Raw genomic sequence first — 20809 nt, 5'->3', positions numbered from 1 at the left:
AATAGTTTATGGATACAAGTAACTTATTTACGCCTTTTAGCTTAAAGTCGTTAAATCTTAAAAATAGAATTGTAATGGCGCCAATGACGCGCTCGTTTTCACCAAACGGAATTCCAACCGACACCGTAGCTTCTTACTATCAAAAAAGAGCGGAAGGTGAAGTAGGATTAATATTATCTGAAGGAACAGTTATCAACAGAGCTTCTGCTTCTAACGATGCAAATGTTCCTCATTTTTATGGTAATGAAGCTTTAAACGGATGGCAAAAAGTAATCAATGAAGTTCACGCTGCTGGAGGAAAAATGGGACCACAAATTTGGCATATGGGCATTATGGACAACCATCATTCGGGCTGGGTTCCGCCAGTTCCGTTTGAAGGACCATCTGGTTTAAATAGACCTGGGAATAGGAACGGAAATACGATGTCTGAAAAGGATATTGAAGACACGATTATCGCTTTTGGACAAGCAGCTGCCGATGCTAAAAGATTGGGTTTTGACACTATCGAAATTCACGGAGCGCACGGTTACTTGATTGACCAATTCTTCAACCCTGAAACCAATTTACGTACGGATATTTATGGCGGAAAAACGATAAAAGAACGCAATCATTTTGCTATTGAAGTGATTAAAGAAATCAGAAAGCAAGTCGGAAATGATTTTGCTATTATTATGAGAGTTTCTCAATTCAAACCTTCGGATTACAATTATAAACTGGCCAAAAATCCACAGGAATTAGATGCTTGGCTGACACCTCTTGTGGATGCTGGAGTAGATATTTTACATTGTTCTCAACGACGTTTCTGGGAACCTGAATTTGAAAAATCGGATTTGAATTTTGCAGGCTGGGCTAAAATCCTAACTGGGGTTCCAACTATTACTGTTGGTTCTGTTGGTTTATCAGGCGATTTCTTTGGAGCATTTGCAGGCGAAAGCTCAGAACCAACTTCACTAGACGAATTAAACAGACGTTTCGACCGAGGTGATTTTGATTTGGTTGCCGTTGGTAGACCGCTTTTATCCGATCCAAATTGGGTTGCTAAAATTAAAGCTGGAAAAACAAATGAACTTGTAGGTTTCAGTAAAGAAGCTTTAGGTGAATTGGTTTTATAAAAAATCATAATTGTATAAAAACAAAAATGCTTCTGATATTTTTCAGGAGCATTTTTTGCTATCGATTATAAGAAATAATCATCGGTATATCTTTAGCACAAATTAATGAAATTGCTTAAAAGTTGGCTATTTAATTATGTTCTCTACTTTAAAAAAAATTATAAAAATTCAATTCAGGATTCTGTCGCATCTTTCAGAACAAATATAAAAATGTAACTAATTTAAAAGTTAATCTGCCAGTTTACAGCATCATGTAAACATATTTATCTTTGGCTCAATTAAGTGACTCTTTTTCAAAAAATCCACAATTTTAATTTCGGTTAATGTTGGTCTTGCCTATTTAAAACTTTTAAAGCCTAATTAACTTGGTTAGCAAGAAGCAAAATTTATTTTTTTTCAATAAAAATTGAAGGCATGAGTTTCTTGCTCACACCTTCATAAAAAATTTATCCGATGAACTTAGCTTTTTTTCTTTACTTAAATTAGTAAAGCGCTATAAAGTAATATTAAAAATAGTCACTGACTTATTTAAACCTATTCATATAAGATTCTATTAACCATTTTTTTGCCAGAGAGATATCAGTAGTAACTAAATTATGGCCTGCTTTTAGATGGTTTAATGTTACAATGAAATTATTTGTAGTTAAGACATCTTTATATAATTCGATTTCTAAAAGAGGAACCATTGTGTCAAAATCTCCTGAAATGATCAAGATTGGAGTCTTTTTAATAGATTTAAAAGATGGAATGTTTTTGTATGGCATCATTGGTCTAAATAAAATGGCACCCGATAAAAAATTTGGATAAAGCATTACTATCGAACCCGCTATATTGGCTCCATTTGAATATCCTACAGCAATAAGGTTTTCGAGATTAAAATTTTCAGTCCTTGAAACTGATTTCAAAAAATGAACTAATTCATGAGTTCTAAATTTTAAATCCTCTTCGTCAAAAATTCCTGCTGCAATTCTCCTAAAGAATCTGGGCATTCCATGTTCAAGAACGTTACCTCTTACACTTAAAATATTAAAGTCCTCTCCTAAATTTTTCCCAATGGCTAGCAAATCATTTTCATCTCCACCAGTTCCGTGAAATAATAATAAGGTGATTGCGTTTGGAATACCAGAAGCGATGTATACGTATTTTAAAGGTTGAAATTCCATTTGCTTTAATTTATTTTGATTAAGTGAGATTCAATTTCATTTCTCATGGACTCATATTGCGGAGGTAGTTTTAAATTCTTTCCTAATTCAGAAAGTGGTTCATCGACTGTAAACCCAGGATTATCTGTAGCTATTTCAAAAAGTACTCCTCCTGGTTCCCGAAAATAAAGGGAATGGAAATAGTTTCGATCTATTTTGGGAGTTATCCCTAACCCGAGTTTATTAATTTTATCATGAAACTGCATTAAAACCGCATCGTTTTGTACTCTAAATGCCACATGATGAACTGTTCCATTAGCAACTAAACCCTTTTTTTCATCTGGCAATTCTACTAGGTCAACTATGGCTGCATTTTCAACAGAATCTACGCTGTAGCGAAACCGATTTGATTCGTTAGCAACTAATTCATAGCCAAATATGTCAGTTAATATAGCTGCGGTTGCCTTACTATTATTAAGTGTTAATGTAACTGAATGAAATCCATGTATTGCCATTTCTGGCGGTATTTCATTCGTTTTCCAAGGTATTCGGTTATCCTTTGTTTCCACAAGTTCAAATTTTAATCCGTCAGGATCTAAAAATGTTAGGTATTTCTCATTGAACTTTTTAGCGGGTTTGTTGTATATTACATTGTGTTTTTCAAAATGCTTAGTCCAAAATTCCAAACTACCATAAGGTACTGAAAAACCAATTTCTGTTGCCATTCCGGATCCTTTTCTCCCTTGTGGAATTCCATCTCCCCAGGGGAAGAACGTTAGAATTGTTCCTGCATTTCCAATTTCATTTCCATAATAAAAATGATAGGATTTTGGATCATCAAAATTTACTGTTTTTTTTATGAATCGTAGTCCCAATACAACATTGTAAAATTCATAGTTTCGAATGGGATCACTAGCTATAGCAGTGATATGATGTAGACCTTGTATTTTAGTTTCCATAATTTTAAGTTTTACTAATTATTTTATTTTGAGAATATATTGATACCTAGAATTTATATTCCAAGGAAATTACTGCATGAAAAAGGGTTGACGATTTATGATTGGTTTTAAAGTAATCAGCAGGAAAGATGGTATTGGTTTCAAATTCGAGGTTTAAATGATTTGTATAATCGCACCCAATGACGGTTCCAAATTGTTGAGCCGTAAAAGATTTTGTATTGGTAGCCAAGTAGTCCGGATGTAAAGAAGCACCATAAATCGCATCGTATACAGAATATCGCCAGAAGAGTTCATAATCCAATTCTACATAATAGTTTTTTTTTAATTTTAAGTTTATGTAAGGATGCAAATCAATTAAATTAGAAGGGCCAAATTTAGCGACTCTACCAAAATAGGCTCCCCTCGGGTATAATGCATCGAAGGTATTAAGTTTGTTATCAGTAGCATTTTTGTCACCGCTTATTAATTCTGTTTTTAATCCAATTATATCGGTATTCGAAACTAGATTGATATTGTGCGAACAATTTATAGATAGGGTGTAAGCACTAATTTTTTGATTGCCAAAATTACCCCATTGGTATACCGCTTCATTATCGAATTTAATAGAATGTAAACTCCCAAATAGTCGGGTGCCGATGCTGTAACGACGTTCATTTGCTGTGCCAGTTGCGTACGTTGTATTGTCATCCTTTTGGTAAAATCCGTATAGATCTATATTACTAGTTTCACTAAGTGCTTTTGTTAAGTAAAAACCACTAAAAGTTTCTTGAAAATCTAAAAAGTCATTATCAAAAGCATAATAGTTAGGCTGAACAGGAATTGAAAAAAAAAGGGCTAGTTGTAAATTATTTTTCGAATAATTGAATTTAATTAAATCGAATGATCTTCTAACATTGGGACCTTCACGATAATCGACTAATCTTCCGGAACCGAGTTTAATATTTTCTCTTCCTAAATGCAATTCATAATTAGGGAAAAAATTGTACTTGATAAATACTTGATTGGTTGCTACTTCATCACGATCAACTGGCGAAACATCTCTTTTATTGTTTACCAAACTTGAATTTAATTCAAGAAAAAAATCAAGTTTGGTTCCCAATTCAAATTTAGAATAGAACATCAATCGATTTAGAAACCAAATATTGTCTTCCTTTTCAGTTCTACTAAAGTCCTGGTTCAAAAAACCTTCGGTCTGAAATCGATAACCACCTCCAAATGACATTGCATAATTTTTAGCAATAGGAATCCATTTAGAATCTTCATAGACCGTTTTGTTTTCTTTGGTTTTTAACATCGAAATGTCATCATTCTGACGCAAAACGCCAAACTTTAAAGTGTCAGTTGTTTGACTATAACTTTTTGGATAGCCTAAAATTAGTAGTACTAATAAAGATCTCAAGAAGTCACTTTTCATTGGTTAATGTTTACGAATGAATATTACACCGAGTAAAAGCAATAATATACCAATTGTTTTCTGCCAGTTTATTTGGTTTATTGGTAAGCCAAATAGCCCGAAATGATCTAAAAGAACAGATACTAACATTTGTCCGGTTACCACTAATCCAAAGGTTAAGGCCGTACCTAATTTTGGAGCCAGGATAATTACTGCGGCAACATAAAATGCTCCTAATAAACCGGCTGTCCAGACCACAGCTGAAGCTTCTTTAGTTTGAGTCAACGTTGAAAAATCAAATTTTAAATAGATTAGGTAAGTTAGTAACCCCAAAGTACCAAGTAAGAATGAAGCAAATGCAGCGAAAATTGGTTGATGCACTGTTTTACCCAACTGCATATTAAAAACAGCTTGAAAAGGCAATACAGCACCAGCAATTACAGCAAATAGTATGGGAATGATTTGTGATTTCATTTTATGAGTTTTTTATAAATTAAGAAGTCAACAGAAAACTTACCAGGCCCCACTAGCAAGATAAATAGATAAGCAATTGAATACATAAATGGCACATCTCTTATTAGCAGATTGTCCTGAGCATGTAACACAAAATAGCCTGTAAGGGTAACTGCTAAAATAGGCAGCGTTGAAAGCCTGGTTAATACCCCTAACATGATAAAAAATGGAAACACGATGTTAGCTGCCGTTGCAAAGCTTTGATTTAAAACTTCAGGTAAACTTAAAGGATTAGGAACTACCTCAGCAATAGGGACACCAATACCTAATTTTTTAAATCCATGTACTATGATTAATTCTAGTGAGAGAACTACCCTAAAAAACAAAAGAGCTATATTAAAATAGTAAGCTTCTCCATCTGTGATGAAACAAAGTTTAAAGAAGTTTTTCATTAAGATTATTAAATTTATAGAATAGAGTTACTTATTAGCGATTAAAAAAAATGGCTTTTCAGACTTTTATTGAACTGTATTATTTTGGTAGTTGATACCCTCCGTAAAATTTGACTGGAGACCAGTTAGGGATTATCGCTGAAGTATTTGGATCTAATGATTTGAAGTCGTTGGCTGCATACACTATTTTACCATTTACAACGGTCAATTCTGATGTGAGTCTTTTAATGTGTTCCTCCGGTATCGTAAAATAATCATCGGACAGTATCGCAAAATCAGCATACATACCTAGTTTTATTTGACCTTTAAGTTCTTCTTCATTTGAGAACCAAGCACTACCATGCGTAATGGTTTCTAATGCCTGAAATCTAGAGAGTGTGTTTGATTTATCGTATAATTGTAAACCACCCCATGTTTTTCCTGATACTGCCCAATATAAAGTAAGCATAGGATTGTAACTAGAAACTCGAGTACCATCTGTTCCAAACCCCATCGGAATTCCCATTTTAAGTATTTTTGCCATTGGGGGACTATTTTTTGCGGCCTCATTACCATAACGATCAACAAAATATTCACCTTGAAATAGCATCCTATCTTGAACAGCAATTCCACCTCCTAGCCGTTTGATACGTTCTAAATTGGCATCATTTATTGTTTCGGCATGATCAATAATCCATCGAACTTTGTTAAGAAATGGGTATTTCTTATCCACTTTTTCAAACACATCTAAAAAACGCTCAATTGATTCATTATACGTGGCATGGATCCTAAATGGAGTTTTATTTTTGGCAATAATTGACACAATTGAATCTAGTTCATTTTCCATCTTATCGTGCAATTCAGGTCGAGGCTCTAGAAAGTTTTCAAAGTCTGCGGCTTCCCATGTTAAGTTTTCTCCAGCTCCTTCATATGTGTATCCGTTAGGTTTAAACATATCTTGATTTGATCCACTTTGAAGTGCAGGCATCCAAGTAGTGAAGAAATCTTTTTCGCTTCCTTTATCCACAGCAAAGAGGTAATATGAAGTTCTTACATTTAATTTTCCTTGCTTGGCTAATTCTAAAGATACATCATAATTATTAGGATAATACTGCCCACCTCCACCGGCATCAATTGCACTTGTTATTCCAAAACGATTTAATTCTCTATAGAAATGCAAGGTTGAATTTAATTGTTCTTCATGGCTTAATTTTGGAAGAAGTGTTAAGGTTTTATAAAGGATAAGAGCGCTTGGTTTAGCAATAAGCATTCCGGTTGGTTTTCCATTTTTTAGAACTATTTCACCACCAGGAAATTTGGTTAATTCATTATAATTTAATTTCTCAATACCCATTTGATTTAAATATCCTAAAGAGTACAAATACATAATATAAACAGGTTTATCCGGTACTGCAGCATTTATTTCCTCTAAAGTAGGTAATCGCCGTTCTTTAAATTGGTATTCGCTCCAACCTCCAACAACTCTAATCCATTGATCCTTTGGCGTTCTTTTGGCTTGTTCCTTTAGCATTTGTAAAGCTTCTTGGATACTAGAAACGCCATCCCAACGTAACTCAGCATTGTAATTTAGGCCTGCGCGAATTAGATGTGCATGAGAATCATTTAGCCCTGGTATTACCGTTTTGCCTTTTGCATCAATAATTTTTGTTGCCGCACTTTTTAGTTTTAAGATGTCTTTATTTTTTCCAATTTTATAAAAGTTCCCATTTTTTACTGCAAAAGCCTCTGCAAATTCCCCTTCTTTTTGGAGTGTCACTTTAGCATTGAAAACAATTAATTCTATCCCGTCTTCCAACGGGATTTCATTTGTACTTGTAAAAGTTGGGCTTATAATTGAAAAAGTGAATAAAGACAATAATGTCGTAAATTTCATTTTTCTGCTATTTAGTGTTTTAACATTTTATGAGCATATAAAATTCCATTTCCATAAGCACCACCATACTTTTTAACTAAATCAGTCACGGGTACGTACGTTTCAGCTCTAGCCCAATCTCTTTGGAGTTCTAATAAGTATTGAATGCTAGTCATTGGTTTAACACCGGCTTGAACCATGCGGGTAACGGCTTGCTCGTGTGCTTCTTTAGACACATCTCCACAGGCATCCGTGATAATGTATACATCATACCCATCAGCTTTTGCTGATAGTGCAGGCCCAACAATACAAACACTTGTCCATAAACCCGCAAGTACTATCTTCTTTTTGTTATTTCCTGTAATCGCTTTGTATGCATTTAAATCTTCCCAAGTATTCATTGTTGTTCTGTCAATGTAGTTAGTGCTTGCTTGAGGATAGAATTCTTCGATTTCAGCAAAAACAGGACCACTAAATGATTTTTCTGCAACAGTGGTAACTACAGTTGGCACTTTAAAAATTTTTGATGCACCAGCTACAATTGCAGTGTTATTCCGGAGTTCTACCATTGGAATACTAGCTGTAGCAAATCCCATTTGCCCTTCATGATCAATCAAAACCAATGAATGATTTGATGGACTAAGTAATTCAGAACTTGGTTTTTGAGCAAAAGAGAAACTGCTTAAAAGCAAAATGATAATGGTTGAAAATGTTGTTTTCATTGTTATAAAATTTTAGGTTAATGATTTATTTATTGTTTGATGAATTGTAATTCAATTTGTAAAGTCACTTCTTCTCCGACTAACACCCCTCCTGCCTCTAAGGCTGAATTCCAGTTGAGTCCCCAATCTTTTCGGTTTATTTTACCCGTAATTTCAAAACCTGCTTTTTGATTGCCCCAAGGATCATTCATTACTCCATGATATACTAGGTTTAGAGCTACTGGATTAGTAATTCCTTTAAGCGTCAAATCGCCCTCGAGTTTGTAAAGATCTTTACTTACTTTAGTTAAGGCTTTGGAGTTAAAACTAATACTCGGGAAATTTTCAGCATCCAAAAAATCAGGACTAATTAAATGATTATCACGATCTGCATTTCCAGTGGTTATTGATTTTGTAGTTGCGTTAAATTGAAAATCAGCATTGTTTTCAAAACCATCATCAGTTGTTGCAGTAGCAACATATTCATTAAAATAACCCGAGACATTGGTAAACATCATGTGTTTTACTTTAAAACCAATTTCCGAGTGCGTTGGATCTATTATCCATTTTGTTGTTTCCATTTTATTAGTTTTTGATTAATAATTAGTATCTAAATTTTTAGTAGTGAGAAAAGAATTAGCTATATGTTTTTCAGCCACGATGTTGTTTTATCCAATTCAATACATATGCTGCAGTTTGACTCCATTTTTTACCACTTATGACAAAATGATTAATTCCTTCAAACTCCTTATAATCTGTGATGGATGGCGAATATTGGTACATTTTGTAATTTTTAAAATTCAAGTTGGCAGGCATCATATTATCTTTACTTCCAGCAATAAATAATAGTGGATATTTTTTTTTACTGTAGTCTACTTTTGCTGTATTGGTAAACAAACCGCGAATAATTCTCCTAGACTCCGGAATGAGATAGGTGTCATAAGCATCTTTTTGGTCTTTTAAACTCATCGTATTTGTAAAAGCATATTGCCATTCTTTTAGTGACATTAAATGGGGTATTTTTTTTGATTTGAAAATACCTATTGATTTCCATAAGGCTTTATAAAATGAAAATTCAAGGTTTGTTATTCCTTTTGGAGGAACAGAATGTATGGCAATCCCCATAAACAAAAGGTTTTCTTGCAAGAGTAATTGCACAATAAGTCCTCCAACAGAATGACCTATAGCAATAGGCTTTTCCTCTTCTTTTCTAAGTAATTCTATATAAAATTTCACCAGTGCTTCTAGGCTAAGCTTACCCAAAATTGCGTCTGGGTGCTTTTTCCGAAGTTCTTGCACTGTTCCTTCCTTTGCAGGCCAAACAGGAATTATAACTTCATATCCTTTCGATTGAAAAAATGTTTTCCAATAATCCCAACTATTTGAGTTGATAAATGCACCCGATATAAAAAATATTTTCTTTGTATTCATTAATCTTATGATTGTTTTATTTGAATGTAAGTGCATTTTCATTTGATTTTGATATTCAATCGCAACGCAAAACCGTACTGTTTTGATGAAAAAAACTCGTAGTTATTGTGGTATGATTTTATAATAGAATGAAATTGAAAAATCTTGACTCCGTATTGAGATTGAAAATTTCATTTTACACTTATTGAAAATTTTATTTTTTAAACTGTATAATTGCTACGAATTGATGAAAGACAGTATATCATTATTGAGGATTTCTGCTTCTGTGGTGGGCATTCCGTGAGAGAATCCAGGATAGAGTATTAATTTGCCGTTTTTTAAATAGGTAATGGCAATTTCGGCAGTCGTTTCATAAGGGACAATTTGATCATCTTGCCCATGCATAATTAAAACAGGAATGACTACATCTTTCAAATCCTGTGTAAAATCGCTCTCAGAAAATGCTTTGATACAGTCATAATGTGCCTTAATAGAACCCATCATACCCTGACGCCACCAGTTATCCATTACGGCTTGTGACACCTTAGCACCTTCTCGATTATATCCAAAAAATGGAATGGTAAAATCTCTAAAGTATTGTGCTCGATTAGTAGCTGTTTGCAAACGGATTTCATCAAATACTTCCATCGGCACACCGTTAGGATTGCTTTCTGTTTTCAGCATAATGGGAGTTACTGCACTAATCAAGATTGCTTTAGCGATACGTTTTGCCCCATATTTTGCAGCATATCTAATAACTTCTCCCCCGCCTGTAGAATGACCAATATGAATTGCATTTTTTAAATCAAGCGCTTCGGCTAATTCAAACACATCAGATGCGTAAGTATCCATGTCATTTCCTTCTGAAGTCTGAGTTGATCTTCCGTGCCCTCTCCGATCATGGGCAATAACCCTAAAGCCTTTGTTAAGAAAGTACATCATTTGCAAATCCCAATCATCGCTAGATAAGGGCCAGCCATGATGAAATACAAGCGGTTGCCCCTGACCTAAATCTTTGTAGTACAACTCGGTTCCATCTTTTAATTTTAATATTCCCATTGTTTTAAAAATTTAACGGTTAATAATCCTGTTCGGTGACTAAATACCAAATGTTATTCCTAATTGAAAAATGTAGATAAATAAAGGATTAGCAGTATTTTTAACTCAATTAAATTGGCGAAATATCGCTAATTAGTGGTGGTTTTTGTTGAATTTCGATATTTAGCCAATTGTAAAAAACACATAAGTAGATATCGTAATATTTTAAATAATTGGTAATATTTTTGAAATATATGCGATACTATTTTTATTAAACAGGCGTTTTTTTTAATTTTATTTCAAAATATTTACGATGTATGGACAAGTTCGTTAGCGCTTTTTTTATTGCTTTTATTTATCTGATAACTAGTCCGTTTGTATATTCACAAAAGAAAGATATAAGCGAAAATTCTAATTCCCGAAAGAATGTAAAAGTGGCGATTACGAAGAACGTAGAAATGGGTAAAAAATACTTGTACAAACCAGAAAGTTTTCGTTCTGATATGGATAGTGCTAATTTCTATTTTAAAAAAGCATTAAAGTTGGCCACAGCTGCAAATTTTGAAGAATCTAAATATGCTGCTTACTATTATTTGGCCGAAACCTGTTTCGAGGAAATGAAGTTTCAAGAAGGCTATACAAATTATTATAAAGTTATTGATTACTACCAAAAACATAAATGGTTTGAAAAGGAGGCCGAAACTTGGTTAACAATGGGAATTAGGACTCGTAACGAAATTAGTATCGATAATCCACTTTTTGATACAGGTGAGGTTTACCTAAAAAATGCATTAGCCCTTTACCGAAAATTAGGTAGTAAACCTCAAGAAATAAGTGTGATGAAGGAATTAGGCGATTATTATCTTAACAAAGGTGAATTACTTAAATCGGAAGATATCTTATTGCAAGTTTTGGAACAATACAAACAAATAAATTTTAAAAGAATTTACCACACCTATAATTTAATGTGCGTTTTGTATCGATTAAAGGGCGATTATAATAAATCGATATATAATGGATTATTGGCCGTTGATTTAATGATTAAAGAAAAGGATACATCAAATGCTCCTTTTTTTTATGGCAATTTAGGCGATTGTTATAGGGAATTAGGAGATGTTAATGAGAGTGTGAGATGGTATAAAAAAGTGTTTGAAAATTGGGAAAAAATTGAAAGAGAAAACCGCGCCTATTTGTATAGAAATTTAAATTTTTTATCAAAGGAACTGGTTTTACTAAAAAAAGCAAAGGAAGCCTTAGATTTTTCAATTGAAGTATCTCGAAAAAAACCACCAATTACACCCTATCAACAATCAGCTCTTAGCAGTGCAAAAGCTGTCGCCTACTATGGTCAAAATAAATTTGATTTAGCCGAGATTGAGTACAATAGCGCTTTAAATGCATTAGTTCGTAATAAAAATTCTAGTTATTTTATTTTTATTTCTGAAGCACTACTGGATCTAGGCGATTTTTATTTAAAACAAGGTCTCTATAATAAGGCAAAAAAGTATATTAATGCCTCTCTACAGATTCCAAAAGGAATTACAACGCAATCCAAAATTAAAGATGCACATTTGATGTTGTTCAAAATTGATTCCACTCAAGGCAATTACCTAAAAGCAATTTCATATTATCAAATTTATAAACGTATTAATGATTCTATCTTCAATGAAGTAAAAAGTAAACAGATTGAAGAATTACGCATTAAATACGAAACGATTAAAAAGGAAAATGATATTAAATTACTACGAAATCAAAATTTGGAACAAAATTATATTTTAACTCGTTCTAATTTGCAGCGTAACTATATTTTGATTGGTTTTTTATTACTACTTGTTTTAAGTATATTTTTGTATAGAAGTCATATACGAAAACGACGAACAAATCGACTTTTAGTAAGTCAAAAAGGGGAAATTGCCCAACAAAATAATTCTTTACAAGAACTTTTGAAAGAAAAGGAATGGTTATTAAAGGAGATACATCATAGAGTTAAAAACAACCTTCAAATAGTAATGAGTTTATTGAATACGCAAGCCAATTATATTACCAACCCTGCTGCTATTTCTGCAATTCAAAATAGTCAACACCGATTATATGCGATATCACTAATACATCAGAAACTATACAAAACGGAAGACTCAACCAGAATAGACATGCATTCGTACATAAAGGACTTAGTTGGCTATTTACGTGATAGTTATGATGTAGATTCTTATATTGAGTTTAAACTAAATATTGAGCATATTATGCTTCATGAGTCCATGTCTATACCGGTAGGTCTTATTTTAAATGAAGCTATAACCAACGCAATTAAGTATGCATTTCCGAACAAACAAAAAGGTATTGTAGCGATTACGATAGTAGCAACAGGCGATAATTATCGTATTTCTATTGAAGATGACGGAGTTGGCATTCCAGAATCATATTCTCATGATGCCACTTTATCTTTAGGGCTAACATTAATTAAAGGCTTAACCAAACAATTGGATGGCACTATTGAAGTTAGAAGTAATAATGGAACTATGATTGAAATAGTTTTTAAAGAGAAGTTAAATGAAGATAGTTTTTCACCTAGTTTTTAAAGAGATATTATAGATGAACAAAAGAGTATTGATCGTAGAAGATGAATTTATAGTTGCTAATGATATTGCTTGCTTTTTAAAAAAAGAAAATTATGATGTTATAGGTGTAGCTTCATCGGTAGATGAAGCCATTGTATATATCGAAAAAGAGAGACCTTACCTAGTATTGTTGGATATTCATTTAAAGACAAAATTGACAGGAATAGATTTGGCTAAGATTTTACAATTAAGAAGTATACCTTTTATTTATTTATCAGCCTATTCTAATAAATCAATTTTACATGAAGCGCAACTAACAAAACCTTATGGCTTTTTAGTCAAACCCTTCAGAGAGAAAGATCTTAGGGTTTCGCTAGAAATTGCAGCCTATCATCTCCTACATTCCGAAAATTACAATTCGCAGTTAGAGCAAAGTTTGCAACAGAATCTTGAAAACATAACTGTTTCTAAAGATTGGAAACAAATTTTTGGAGAGCTTGCTAATGTTTTTCAAAGTAATATTCCCTACAACTATTTCCATATTGCATTAAAAAATGATGACCAAGAATTTACTTTAGGATTCAATCGAATTGGACTAAAAGATTATCAAATAATTGGTGTTCCAGAACTTTCGACTATTTCAAAAATAGATACTGAAACAATACAGAAAACAGTTAACGAACGTAAATTCGGAATTACCTCGGGTGTGTACGACGGTCAACTTTTTGAAGAAGTAGTGCAAAAGTGTGCATTTGAAAATCTAATCTCTAAATTTTTTAATGTTGAGTCAGCGATGTTTATTTCGCTTAGTTTTCCTTATAATATTAAATTAGAGTTGGCATTTTATAATAGAAAAAGCCAAGTCTATAAAAGTTCACATTTGGATGTTTTTAAAAAGACCCAAAAAGAAATAGAGCGACTTGTTTTGCCATTATTGCAAGTTGAATTTACAAGTAAAGACCAGTCTAAAGAATTAGTAAAAACAACCGTTAATGCTGCTGCTTTTGATCGAATTATTGGCAATAGTGCCGAGTTACTATCTGTTTTTGATAATATACGCCGAGTTGCACCAATGCCTTCATCGGTTTTAATTTTAGGAGAAAGTGGAACAGGAAAAGAGTTATTTGCTAGGAGCATTCACGATCTTTCTTTGCGATCTAAGAAACCATACGTTGTAATTAATTGCGGCGCTATACCCGAAAACTTAATCGAATCAACTTTGTTTGGTCATGAAAAAGGTTCGTTTACAGGAGCGACTGAAATGCGAATAGGAAAGTTTGAACAAGCCAACGGTGGAACTATTTTTCTAGATGAAATAGGAGAAATGCCTTTAGATATGCAAGTAAAACTTTTGCGAGTGCTACAAGAAATGGAGATTGAGCGCATTGGAGGCACGAAAACGATTCCTATAGATGTACGAGTGATTGCTGCTACAAATAGAAATTTAGAAGAACAAGTAGAAGCAGGTAAATTTAGATTAGATTTATATTATAGGCTACATGTTTTTCCAATTTACACCCCTGCACTTCGTAAAAGAAAAGAAGATATTCCGCTGTTAGTGAGCTATTTTATTAACAAAATTTGCAAGGAAAAAATAGAAGTAACGAAGCAAGTATTAAATAAAATGATGGATTATCATTGGCCAGGTAATATTAGGGAGTTGGAAAATTACATTGAAAGAAGTGTCCTTTTAGCAAAGAATAGTTGTATAGATCAGTTTCAAATTTCCAATAATAATAGCGCCGTAGATTCGCATAAAACAACAACAGCTATTTTAAAACCATTATTTACAATGGAGCGAGATTATATTTTGTCCGTTTTGCGTATTTGTAAGGGCAAAGTTTATGGAGAAGGTGGAGCAGCTGAAATTCTGCAAATACCCTCCTCTACACTAAATTCAAAAATTAAAAAATTAGGTATAAGCAAAGAGGAAATTTATTCATCTGGCATAAATTAATTTAATTTATAAATACGATTTATCAGTCAAAACTAAACATATTAGCAATAAAACATACATAAAATAACAAATCAATATTTTACATATAAAAAAAACCTCCAAAAATGACAAATCAATTTTGGAGGTCTGGTGATCCTACAAGGAGTAAATTCAAACCTTTTATTGGAAGATTTGAAACTTTTAGCGGAGTCTTTTTGAGATTGTTTGCAATGCACTATCAAGAATAATTGAAATCCTAATTTAAATGGAAATCATAATTAGTGTTTGCAATTTTTATATAAAAAATTCATGGGAATTGCGGATGTGTTGTTAATTGTCAGTCAATCTATTTATTACTTTTCATTTTTATAGCATTTAGTCTGGTTTAAAACACCTCAAATATTTCAACTCTATTTTTTATAAAAATATTCGTGGAAATTTCGATGTAAACTTATAAACTCAACGCTGAATCGTACCATAATACTCAATCATTCCTCTAATTTTCTATATTTCTTAAACTTCCCAGTAAACTCAGTGTAAATCTTAATTTGAAATATGCTGCCTGAAGAATTATGTGTTTTGGAAAATAATAACCTTTTACCCATTTCTGTTGAAAACATTCATTATTTAAAAGATTTAAATCATAATTATCAAATTGTGTTTTACTTAGAGATAGAGGTTCCCTTTCTCAAACTATTCAGCACTATATCTGAATAAATTCGTCTTCGATAAAAAAATCAATAATCTAAAAGTTAATTAAATAATGTACTACGGGTTTATTTAAAATTATTCAGACCTTCCTTCAACCAAGTTAAATATTCATTAATTTCCGGATTATAAGCTGTTGGCTCGTTCAATTTTTCACCGTTATGGTCTATTAAAACGTAATATGGCTGCGCATTGGTTTTGAATGTAACCGTTTGAAATTCACTCCATTTTTGACCTATATATTTGATTTTTTTTCCTGTTAAAGTAGAAATCGTTTGTTCCTTTTTTGGAAGTGCTCTTTTATCATCAACATATAAAGAAATTAAAACTAAATCTCCTTTAAGTACCTTTAAAACTTGTTCGTCGGACCAAACATTGTCTTCCATTTTTCGGCAGTTCACACAGGCATGACCTGTAAAATCAATCATGACAGGTTTTCCCATTTTCTTGGCATAAGCCATTCCTTGGTCATAATCCGTGAAAGCTATAATATGGTGAGGTCCAAACTCAGCTCCATCTGGTAGGACAGCAGCGGCATCATTCTCGTCTGAATTGGCACCCAATCCATTTGGAAATTCGCTATAATTTAAGGGAGGGGGGAAACCACTAATCATTTTTAAAGGAGCTCCCCAAAGTCCAGGAATTAAATAAATAGTGAAGGATAAAACGACAATCCCAAGAGTTAAGCGTCCAACACTGATATGTGACATTGGACTATCATGAGGTAACTGGATTTTCCCAAATAAATAAAGTGCGAGCGTTCCAAAAACACCAATCCAAATGGCAATAAATACTTCTCTTTCCAACCAATGCAACTGCAATACTAAATCGGCATTCGATAAAAACTTAAAAGCGAGTGCTAATTCTAAAAAACCTAAAAAAACTTTCACACTGTTCAACCAACCTCCAGACTTTGGTAACGAATTCAACCAACCCGGAAAAGCGGCAAACAAAGTGAAAGGCAATGCCAGCGCCAAAGAGAAACCAAACATACCGACAAAAGGTGCAATTCCACCCCTAGATGCAGCCTCAACTAATAAGGTCCCTACAATTGGTCCTGTACAAGAGAAAGAAACAATTGCTAAGGCTAATGCCATAAATAGAATTCCTACGATACCTCCTTTGTCTGCTTGATTGTCTACCTTGTTTGCCAAAGAAGTCGGCAGCATAATTTCGAAAGCACCCAAAAATGAAAAGGCGAAAACCAGTAGGAGTATAAAAAAGATAAGATTAAACCAAACATTTGTAGAAAGTGCATTTAACGAATCAGCACCAAAAATCCAAGTAACTACCGCCCCAAGAAAAATATAAATAATAATAATACAAAGTCCATAAAAAAATGCTTTACGAATTGCTTCCGACTTTGTTTTACTTTGTTTGGTAAAAAAACTCACAGTCATAGGGATCATAGGAAAAACACAAGGTGTTAGCAATGCTGCAAAACCAGAAAAGAAAGACAATAGAAATATGGTCCATAAACTTTTTGATGCTTCATGAAAGGGCTTTGTTTTTGTAATTTCTTTTGCTGCTGTAACTTCTTCTTTTTGCAATTCACTACTTACCTCCTCTTCCAAATGATCTTTAGTAATTATATTTTTTGATGAATCTGAAGGCAACAACTCCTTTGTTTCAACATTCGGTGAAACTTCTTTTGTGATAATTTCTTTAGGCTGCACTTGCAAAGTAGTTGGCACCACATTAAATTCAATTTCATCTGTAGTAGGTGGCAAACAGTTCGCATCATTACAAACCATAAATTCGACTTCCGATTTGATTTTAAATGGTTTTGAAGCCGTTACTTTAATGCGTTGCTTAAAAGTGGTTTCTTTCTCGAAAAACGTAATTTGCATTTTAAAAACAGGATCATTAATGGTTTTACCCTTTCCTTCCTTAACCTCTCCTAGCAATTGAAAATTTGCACTTTTAGTAAAAGTAAAATGAGTAGGAATTGGACCATCTTCGGCCACATGCTGACTGTATAAATGCCAACCACTTTCTATGGTAGCTTTAGCTTGCAATTCGTATTCCGTATCCGAGATTTTCTCGACATTGGTTTTCCATTTTATAGGATTATAAATTTGTGCCTGTACCACTATTGCGAATAGCAGTAGAAAGGACACAAAAAACAGTTTCTTTTTCATGATTTAAAATTTTAAAAAGAGGGTTGAATAGCAAAAAACAACCCTCTAAAATCCGCTAAAAACTAAATTGATTACTAATTCAAAACACCGGTTGATAGGGAATATTAACGCTTTTTTCGCTTTGTGAAAGCTATAGTAAAGGTTTGTACACTACTTCGTAAGATTTCGCCTTATTCAAAAAACTATTGGCAAAATCCTGAATATCTTTTTCTGTAATAGCATTTACAATGTTTTCGTAATTTTTAGGATCGTCTATATTATACTTGTTTTTGAAAAAAAGATAAGTCTGATCCATACTGTAACTATTAAAATTTTTATTATCAGCCCTTGATTTCAGAAAATTGGCTCTGGTTTTTTCTAAATCTTCCTTTACAATTTCACCGTTTTTGATTTTATCCATTTCCTGGTAAACAATTGGTAAAAGTTGTTCCACTTTATTGGCATCACAATCAAAGAAGATCGATAACCACACTTGAGGTTTTGGAAGTTTTGATAACCCTGAATCAACGTGAGCACCATAAGTACCCCCTTCCTTTTCGCGTAAACTTTCTGTAAATCTCAATTTTAGAATATCCCCTAAAAATGAAGCTATAATTTTATTTTTTTGAGAAAAACTATAATCGTTTTGGTATCTAATTCGAACAGAACTCTTAGGTGTTCCCATTTCGATAAAAATATCTTTATCTATTTTATCAGAAGCCCAATCTACGGTGTTGTCTTTAAAATTTTCTTTTCTTTCGATTCTTGCAATACTTGCTATATATTTTTCTAATAGGGGTTTTAATACATCAGGAGTTACATCGCCAACGATATAAAATTCAAAATTAGCAATGTCTGAAAAACGATCTTGGTACACTGATTTTATTTTATCGAAAGATAAATCATCAATGTATTGCTGGTCCATTATTCTAATTTTCGGGTTGTTTTTTCCATACACAGCATATGTCAAACTATCTCCCATTTTAGAACGAATATCATTTTCTTTGTTCTTAAGACCATTTTCCATTCTTTGTTTTAAGAGTGCAAACTTGTCTTCATCAAATCTTGGTTTCATGAAACGCAGGTAAACCAATTGCATCATGGTTTCGATATCTTTCACATTGGCAGAAGCGGATACACTTTCTGTTAAATTATCAATATCCACTGAAGCATTAGCGGTATTGCCTTTTAGTACTTTATCCAGATCATTACTCGATAAAGAACCAATACCAGACATCATAGCCAAATTGGTTGCGCGACTCACAGAAGGATAATCTTTGGGATTGTACAAAGAAATGCCACCAAAACTTTCTGCTTTCAATTTGACATCATTTTTATTTTTGTCAGCAAATTTATAATGTACTTTTACACCATTACTTAATACATAAGTTGTGGCATCAATTTCAGTCGTTTTCTTTTCAGATACGATCTTACCCGTTTTCAAATCAACTCCATCCATTAAAGACTTGTTTACAAACGTATCTACATAAGGCTGTAAATTTGAATTGTTCTCCGCTTTTTTTATAATGTCAAATGCTTGGTCCTGCGTCAAATTATCTTCTGTTTCTACTCCAGTCACGGTAACAACACGATTATCTGCAACGTACACTTCATTTATTTTTTTCTGAAGTATCGTAGAATCCAAATTATTCAAAATGACTTTTACCATTTCAAATTCAGCTTTAGGATCGCTTATGGGTTCGTGTTTTAGATAATCGCTTTTGATCATTCCAATCACACTTTTATGAGAAATTTCATTGATCTTTTCAAGATAATTTTCATATCGGGAGCTATTTTCAATAACAGCTCTTTCTATTTCACCGTCCGAAAAGCCAAACTTACATGCACGTTCCCACTCGTTCATAACAGCTGTAAAAGCGGCTGCTTGTTCGTTAGGTTTTGGCGAAACACTAAGATAAAAAACATCATTTAAGCGACTGTACCTTTGATAGCTGATTTGAGCTTTCTTGAAAGAACATTCCTGTTTTTGCGCCATTTCAGACAATCTATTATTGATTAATGAAAATGCGATACGGCGTTGCACCTCTTTTTCTAAATCTTCAAAAGTAGTCGTTGGTTTTTCGGCAGTATGACGAATCATATACGTGATTCCTGTACTCGAAACTTCTTTGTCTAATGCCAATTTAAAAGTGGGCGTACTGTTTTCTGGAATCGCAATTTCGAAACGTTTCTTTGGATTTTTAGGCGCTGGTATGTCTGCAAACAGCTTTTTAATTTTTGCTTCAATTTCCTTCGCATCTATATCCCCAACAATGGCGATTGCCTGTAAATCTGGACGGTACCAATCCTTATAAAAATCTCTCAACGCCTTGTATTGGAAGTTTTTTACAATATCCATATCTCCTATAGGAGCGCGTTCTGCATACAAACAGTTGTTGTAATAAAACGGAGACAATTGGTTGTAAATGCGTTGTCCAGCATTTTGTCTGGTACGCCATTCTTCCGTAATAACACCTCGCTCTGCGTCTATTTCTTCATCGGTTAAAGACAAAAAATTAGACCAATCGTGTAAGACTAACAAACAAGTATCAACAACACTTCCATCTTTTGACGGAATATTATCCAAATTATAAACCGTTTCGTCTGTGCTTGTATACGCATTTATGTTTTTGCCAAATACAGCTCCTTGTTTTTGAAGCGTGTTTAAAATCCCTTTTCCTTCAAAATTTTTGGTTCCGTTAAAAGCCATGTGCTCCAGAAAATGAGCCAGTCCTTTTTGCTGGTCATTTTCTAAAATCGAACCTACATTTTGAATAATATAGTAACTCGCGGTGTTTTTGTTTACCGTTGTAGGGTAAATATAATAGGTCATGCCATTTGGCAAAATTCCTTTTTTTACCGTTTCATTTACGGGTATTGGGTCGCTTGCTTTAAAATTCTGAGCCGCTGAGAAAAAAATATTCCCTACCGCAAATAAAAAAACATAGACAATCTTATTTTTGAAAAAATTCATT

The 20809-nt window shown here is 33.2% G+C and carries 15 protein-coding genes; 3 read left to right on the top strand and 12 right to left on the bottom strand.

Translation table 11 applies throughout. The features are described from left to right. Positions 1-8 precede the first annotated feature (8 nt). Positions 9-1112, top strand: coding sequence for an NADH:flavin oxidoreductase (locus I5M07_RS00670; protein ID WP_200104265.1), 1104 nt, complete (start codon positions 9-11; stop codon positions 1110-1112). 524 nt (positions 1113-1636) lie between these two features. Here I5M07_RS00670 and I5M07_RS00665 read toward each other — a convergent pair. From I5M07_RS00665 to I5M07_RS00620, 10 genes are all read right to left on the bottom strand, one after another. Further along, entirely contained in the window at positions 1637-2275 is a 639-nt protein-coding gene (locus I5M07_RS00665) for an alpha/beta hydrolase (protein ID WP_200104264.1), read from the bottom strand. 5 nt (positions 2276-2280) lie between these two features. Then, on the bottom strand, positions 2281-3213 hold the full coding sequence (locus I5M07_RS00660) for a ring-cleaving dioxygenase (protein ID WP_200104263.1): 933 nt from the start codon (positions 3211-3213) through the stop codon (positions 2281-2283). A 46-nt stretch (positions 3214-3259) separates the two neighbouring features. Beyond that, a complete protein-coding gene (locus I5M07_RS00655) occupies positions 3260-4627 on the bottom strand; it encodes an alginate export family protein (protein ID WP_200104262.1) in 1368 nt (455 codons plus the stop codon). Positions 4628-4630: 3 nt separating this feature from the next. Continuing rightward, a complete protein-coding gene (locus I5M07_RS00650) occupies positions 4631-5080 on the bottom strand; it encodes a DMT family transporter (RefSeq protein WP_200104261.1) in 450 nt (149 codons plus the stop codon). Then, positions 5077-5511: a DoxX family protein gene (locus I5M07_RS00645; RefSeq protein WP_200104260.1), complete on the bottom strand. Its 435-nt coding sequence runs from the start codon at positions 5509-5511 to the stop codon at positions 5077-5079. The genes I5M07_RS00650 and I5M07_RS00645 overlap by 4 nt, the downstream gene beginning before the upstream one ends. Before the next feature lie 79 nt (positions 5512-5590). Continuing rightward, a complete protein-coding gene (locus I5M07_RS00640) occupies positions 5591-7384 on the bottom strand; it encodes an amidohydrolase (protein WP_200104259.1) in 1794 nt (597 codons plus the stop codon). An 11-nt stretch (positions 7385-7395) separates the two neighbouring features. After that, a complete protein-coding gene (locus I5M07_RS00635) occupies positions 7396-8085 on the bottom strand; it encodes a hydrolase (RefSeq protein WP_200104258.1) in 690 nt (229 codons plus the stop codon). Positions 8086-8114: 29 nt separating this feature from the next. Next, positions 8115-8645 (bottom strand): YceI family protein, encoded by a 531-nt coding sequence (locus I5M07_RS00630; protein WP_200104257.1) that lies wholly within the window; start codon positions 8643-8645, stop codon positions 8115-8117. A 70-nt stretch (positions 8646-8715) separates the two neighbouring features. Then, positions 8716-9531 (bottom strand): alpha/beta fold hydrolase, encoded by an 816-nt coding sequence (locus I5M07_RS00625; protein WP_200104256.1) that lies wholly within the window; start codon positions 9529-9531, stop codon positions 8716-8718. A gap of 180 nt (positions 9532-9711) precedes the next feature. Beyond that, positions 9712-10533, bottom strand: a complete 822-nt coding sequence (locus I5M07_RS00620; RefSeq protein WP_200104255.1) for an alpha/beta fold hydrolase — start codon at positions 10531-10533, stop codon at positions 9712-9714. Between the two features lie 296 nt (positions 10534-10829). Here I5M07_RS00620 and I5M07_RS00615 point away from each other — a divergent pair, with 296 nt between their 5' ends. Together I5M07_RS00615 and I5M07_RS00610 are read left to right on the top strand one after the other, a co-directional pair. After that, positions 10830-13091 (top strand): histidine kinase dimerization/phosphoacceptor domain -containing protein, encoded by a 2262-nt coding sequence (locus I5M07_RS00615; RefSeq protein ID WP_200104254.1) that lies wholly within the window; start codon positions 10830-10832, stop codon positions 13089-13091. A gap of 13 nt (positions 13092-13104) precedes the next feature. Continuing rightward, positions 13105-15027 (top strand): sigma 54-interacting transcriptional regulator, encoded by a 1923-nt coding sequence (locus I5M07_RS00610; protein WP_200104253.1) that lies wholly within the window; start codon positions 13105-13107, stop codon positions 15025-15027. 755 nt (positions 15028-15782) lie between these two features. Here the strand turns inward: I5M07_RS00610 and I5M07_RS00605 are convergent. Together I5M07_RS00605 and I5M07_RS00600 are read right to left on the bottom strand one after the other, a co-directional pair. After that, on the bottom strand, positions 15783-17855 hold the full coding sequence (locus I5M07_RS00605) for a protein-disulfide reductase DsbD family protein (RefSeq protein WP_200104252.1): 2073 nt from the start codon (positions 17853-17855) through the stop codon (positions 15783-15785). A 130-nt stretch (positions 17856-17985) separates the two neighbouring features. Then, positions 17986-20808, bottom strand: a complete 2823-nt coding sequence (locus I5M07_RS00600; protein ID WP_200104251.1) for a M16 family metallopeptidase — start codon at positions 20806-20808, stop codon at positions 17986-17988. Position 20809: the final 1 nt, after the last annotated feature.

The sequence above is a fragment of the Flavobacterium agrisoli genome (genome assembly GCF_016522065.1).
GTDB lineage: Bacteria > Bacteroidota > Bacteroidia > Flavobacteriales > Flavobacteriaceae > Flavobacterium > Flavobacterium agrisoli.
This window is presented reverse-complemented; position numbering and strand designations above follow the sequence as displayed.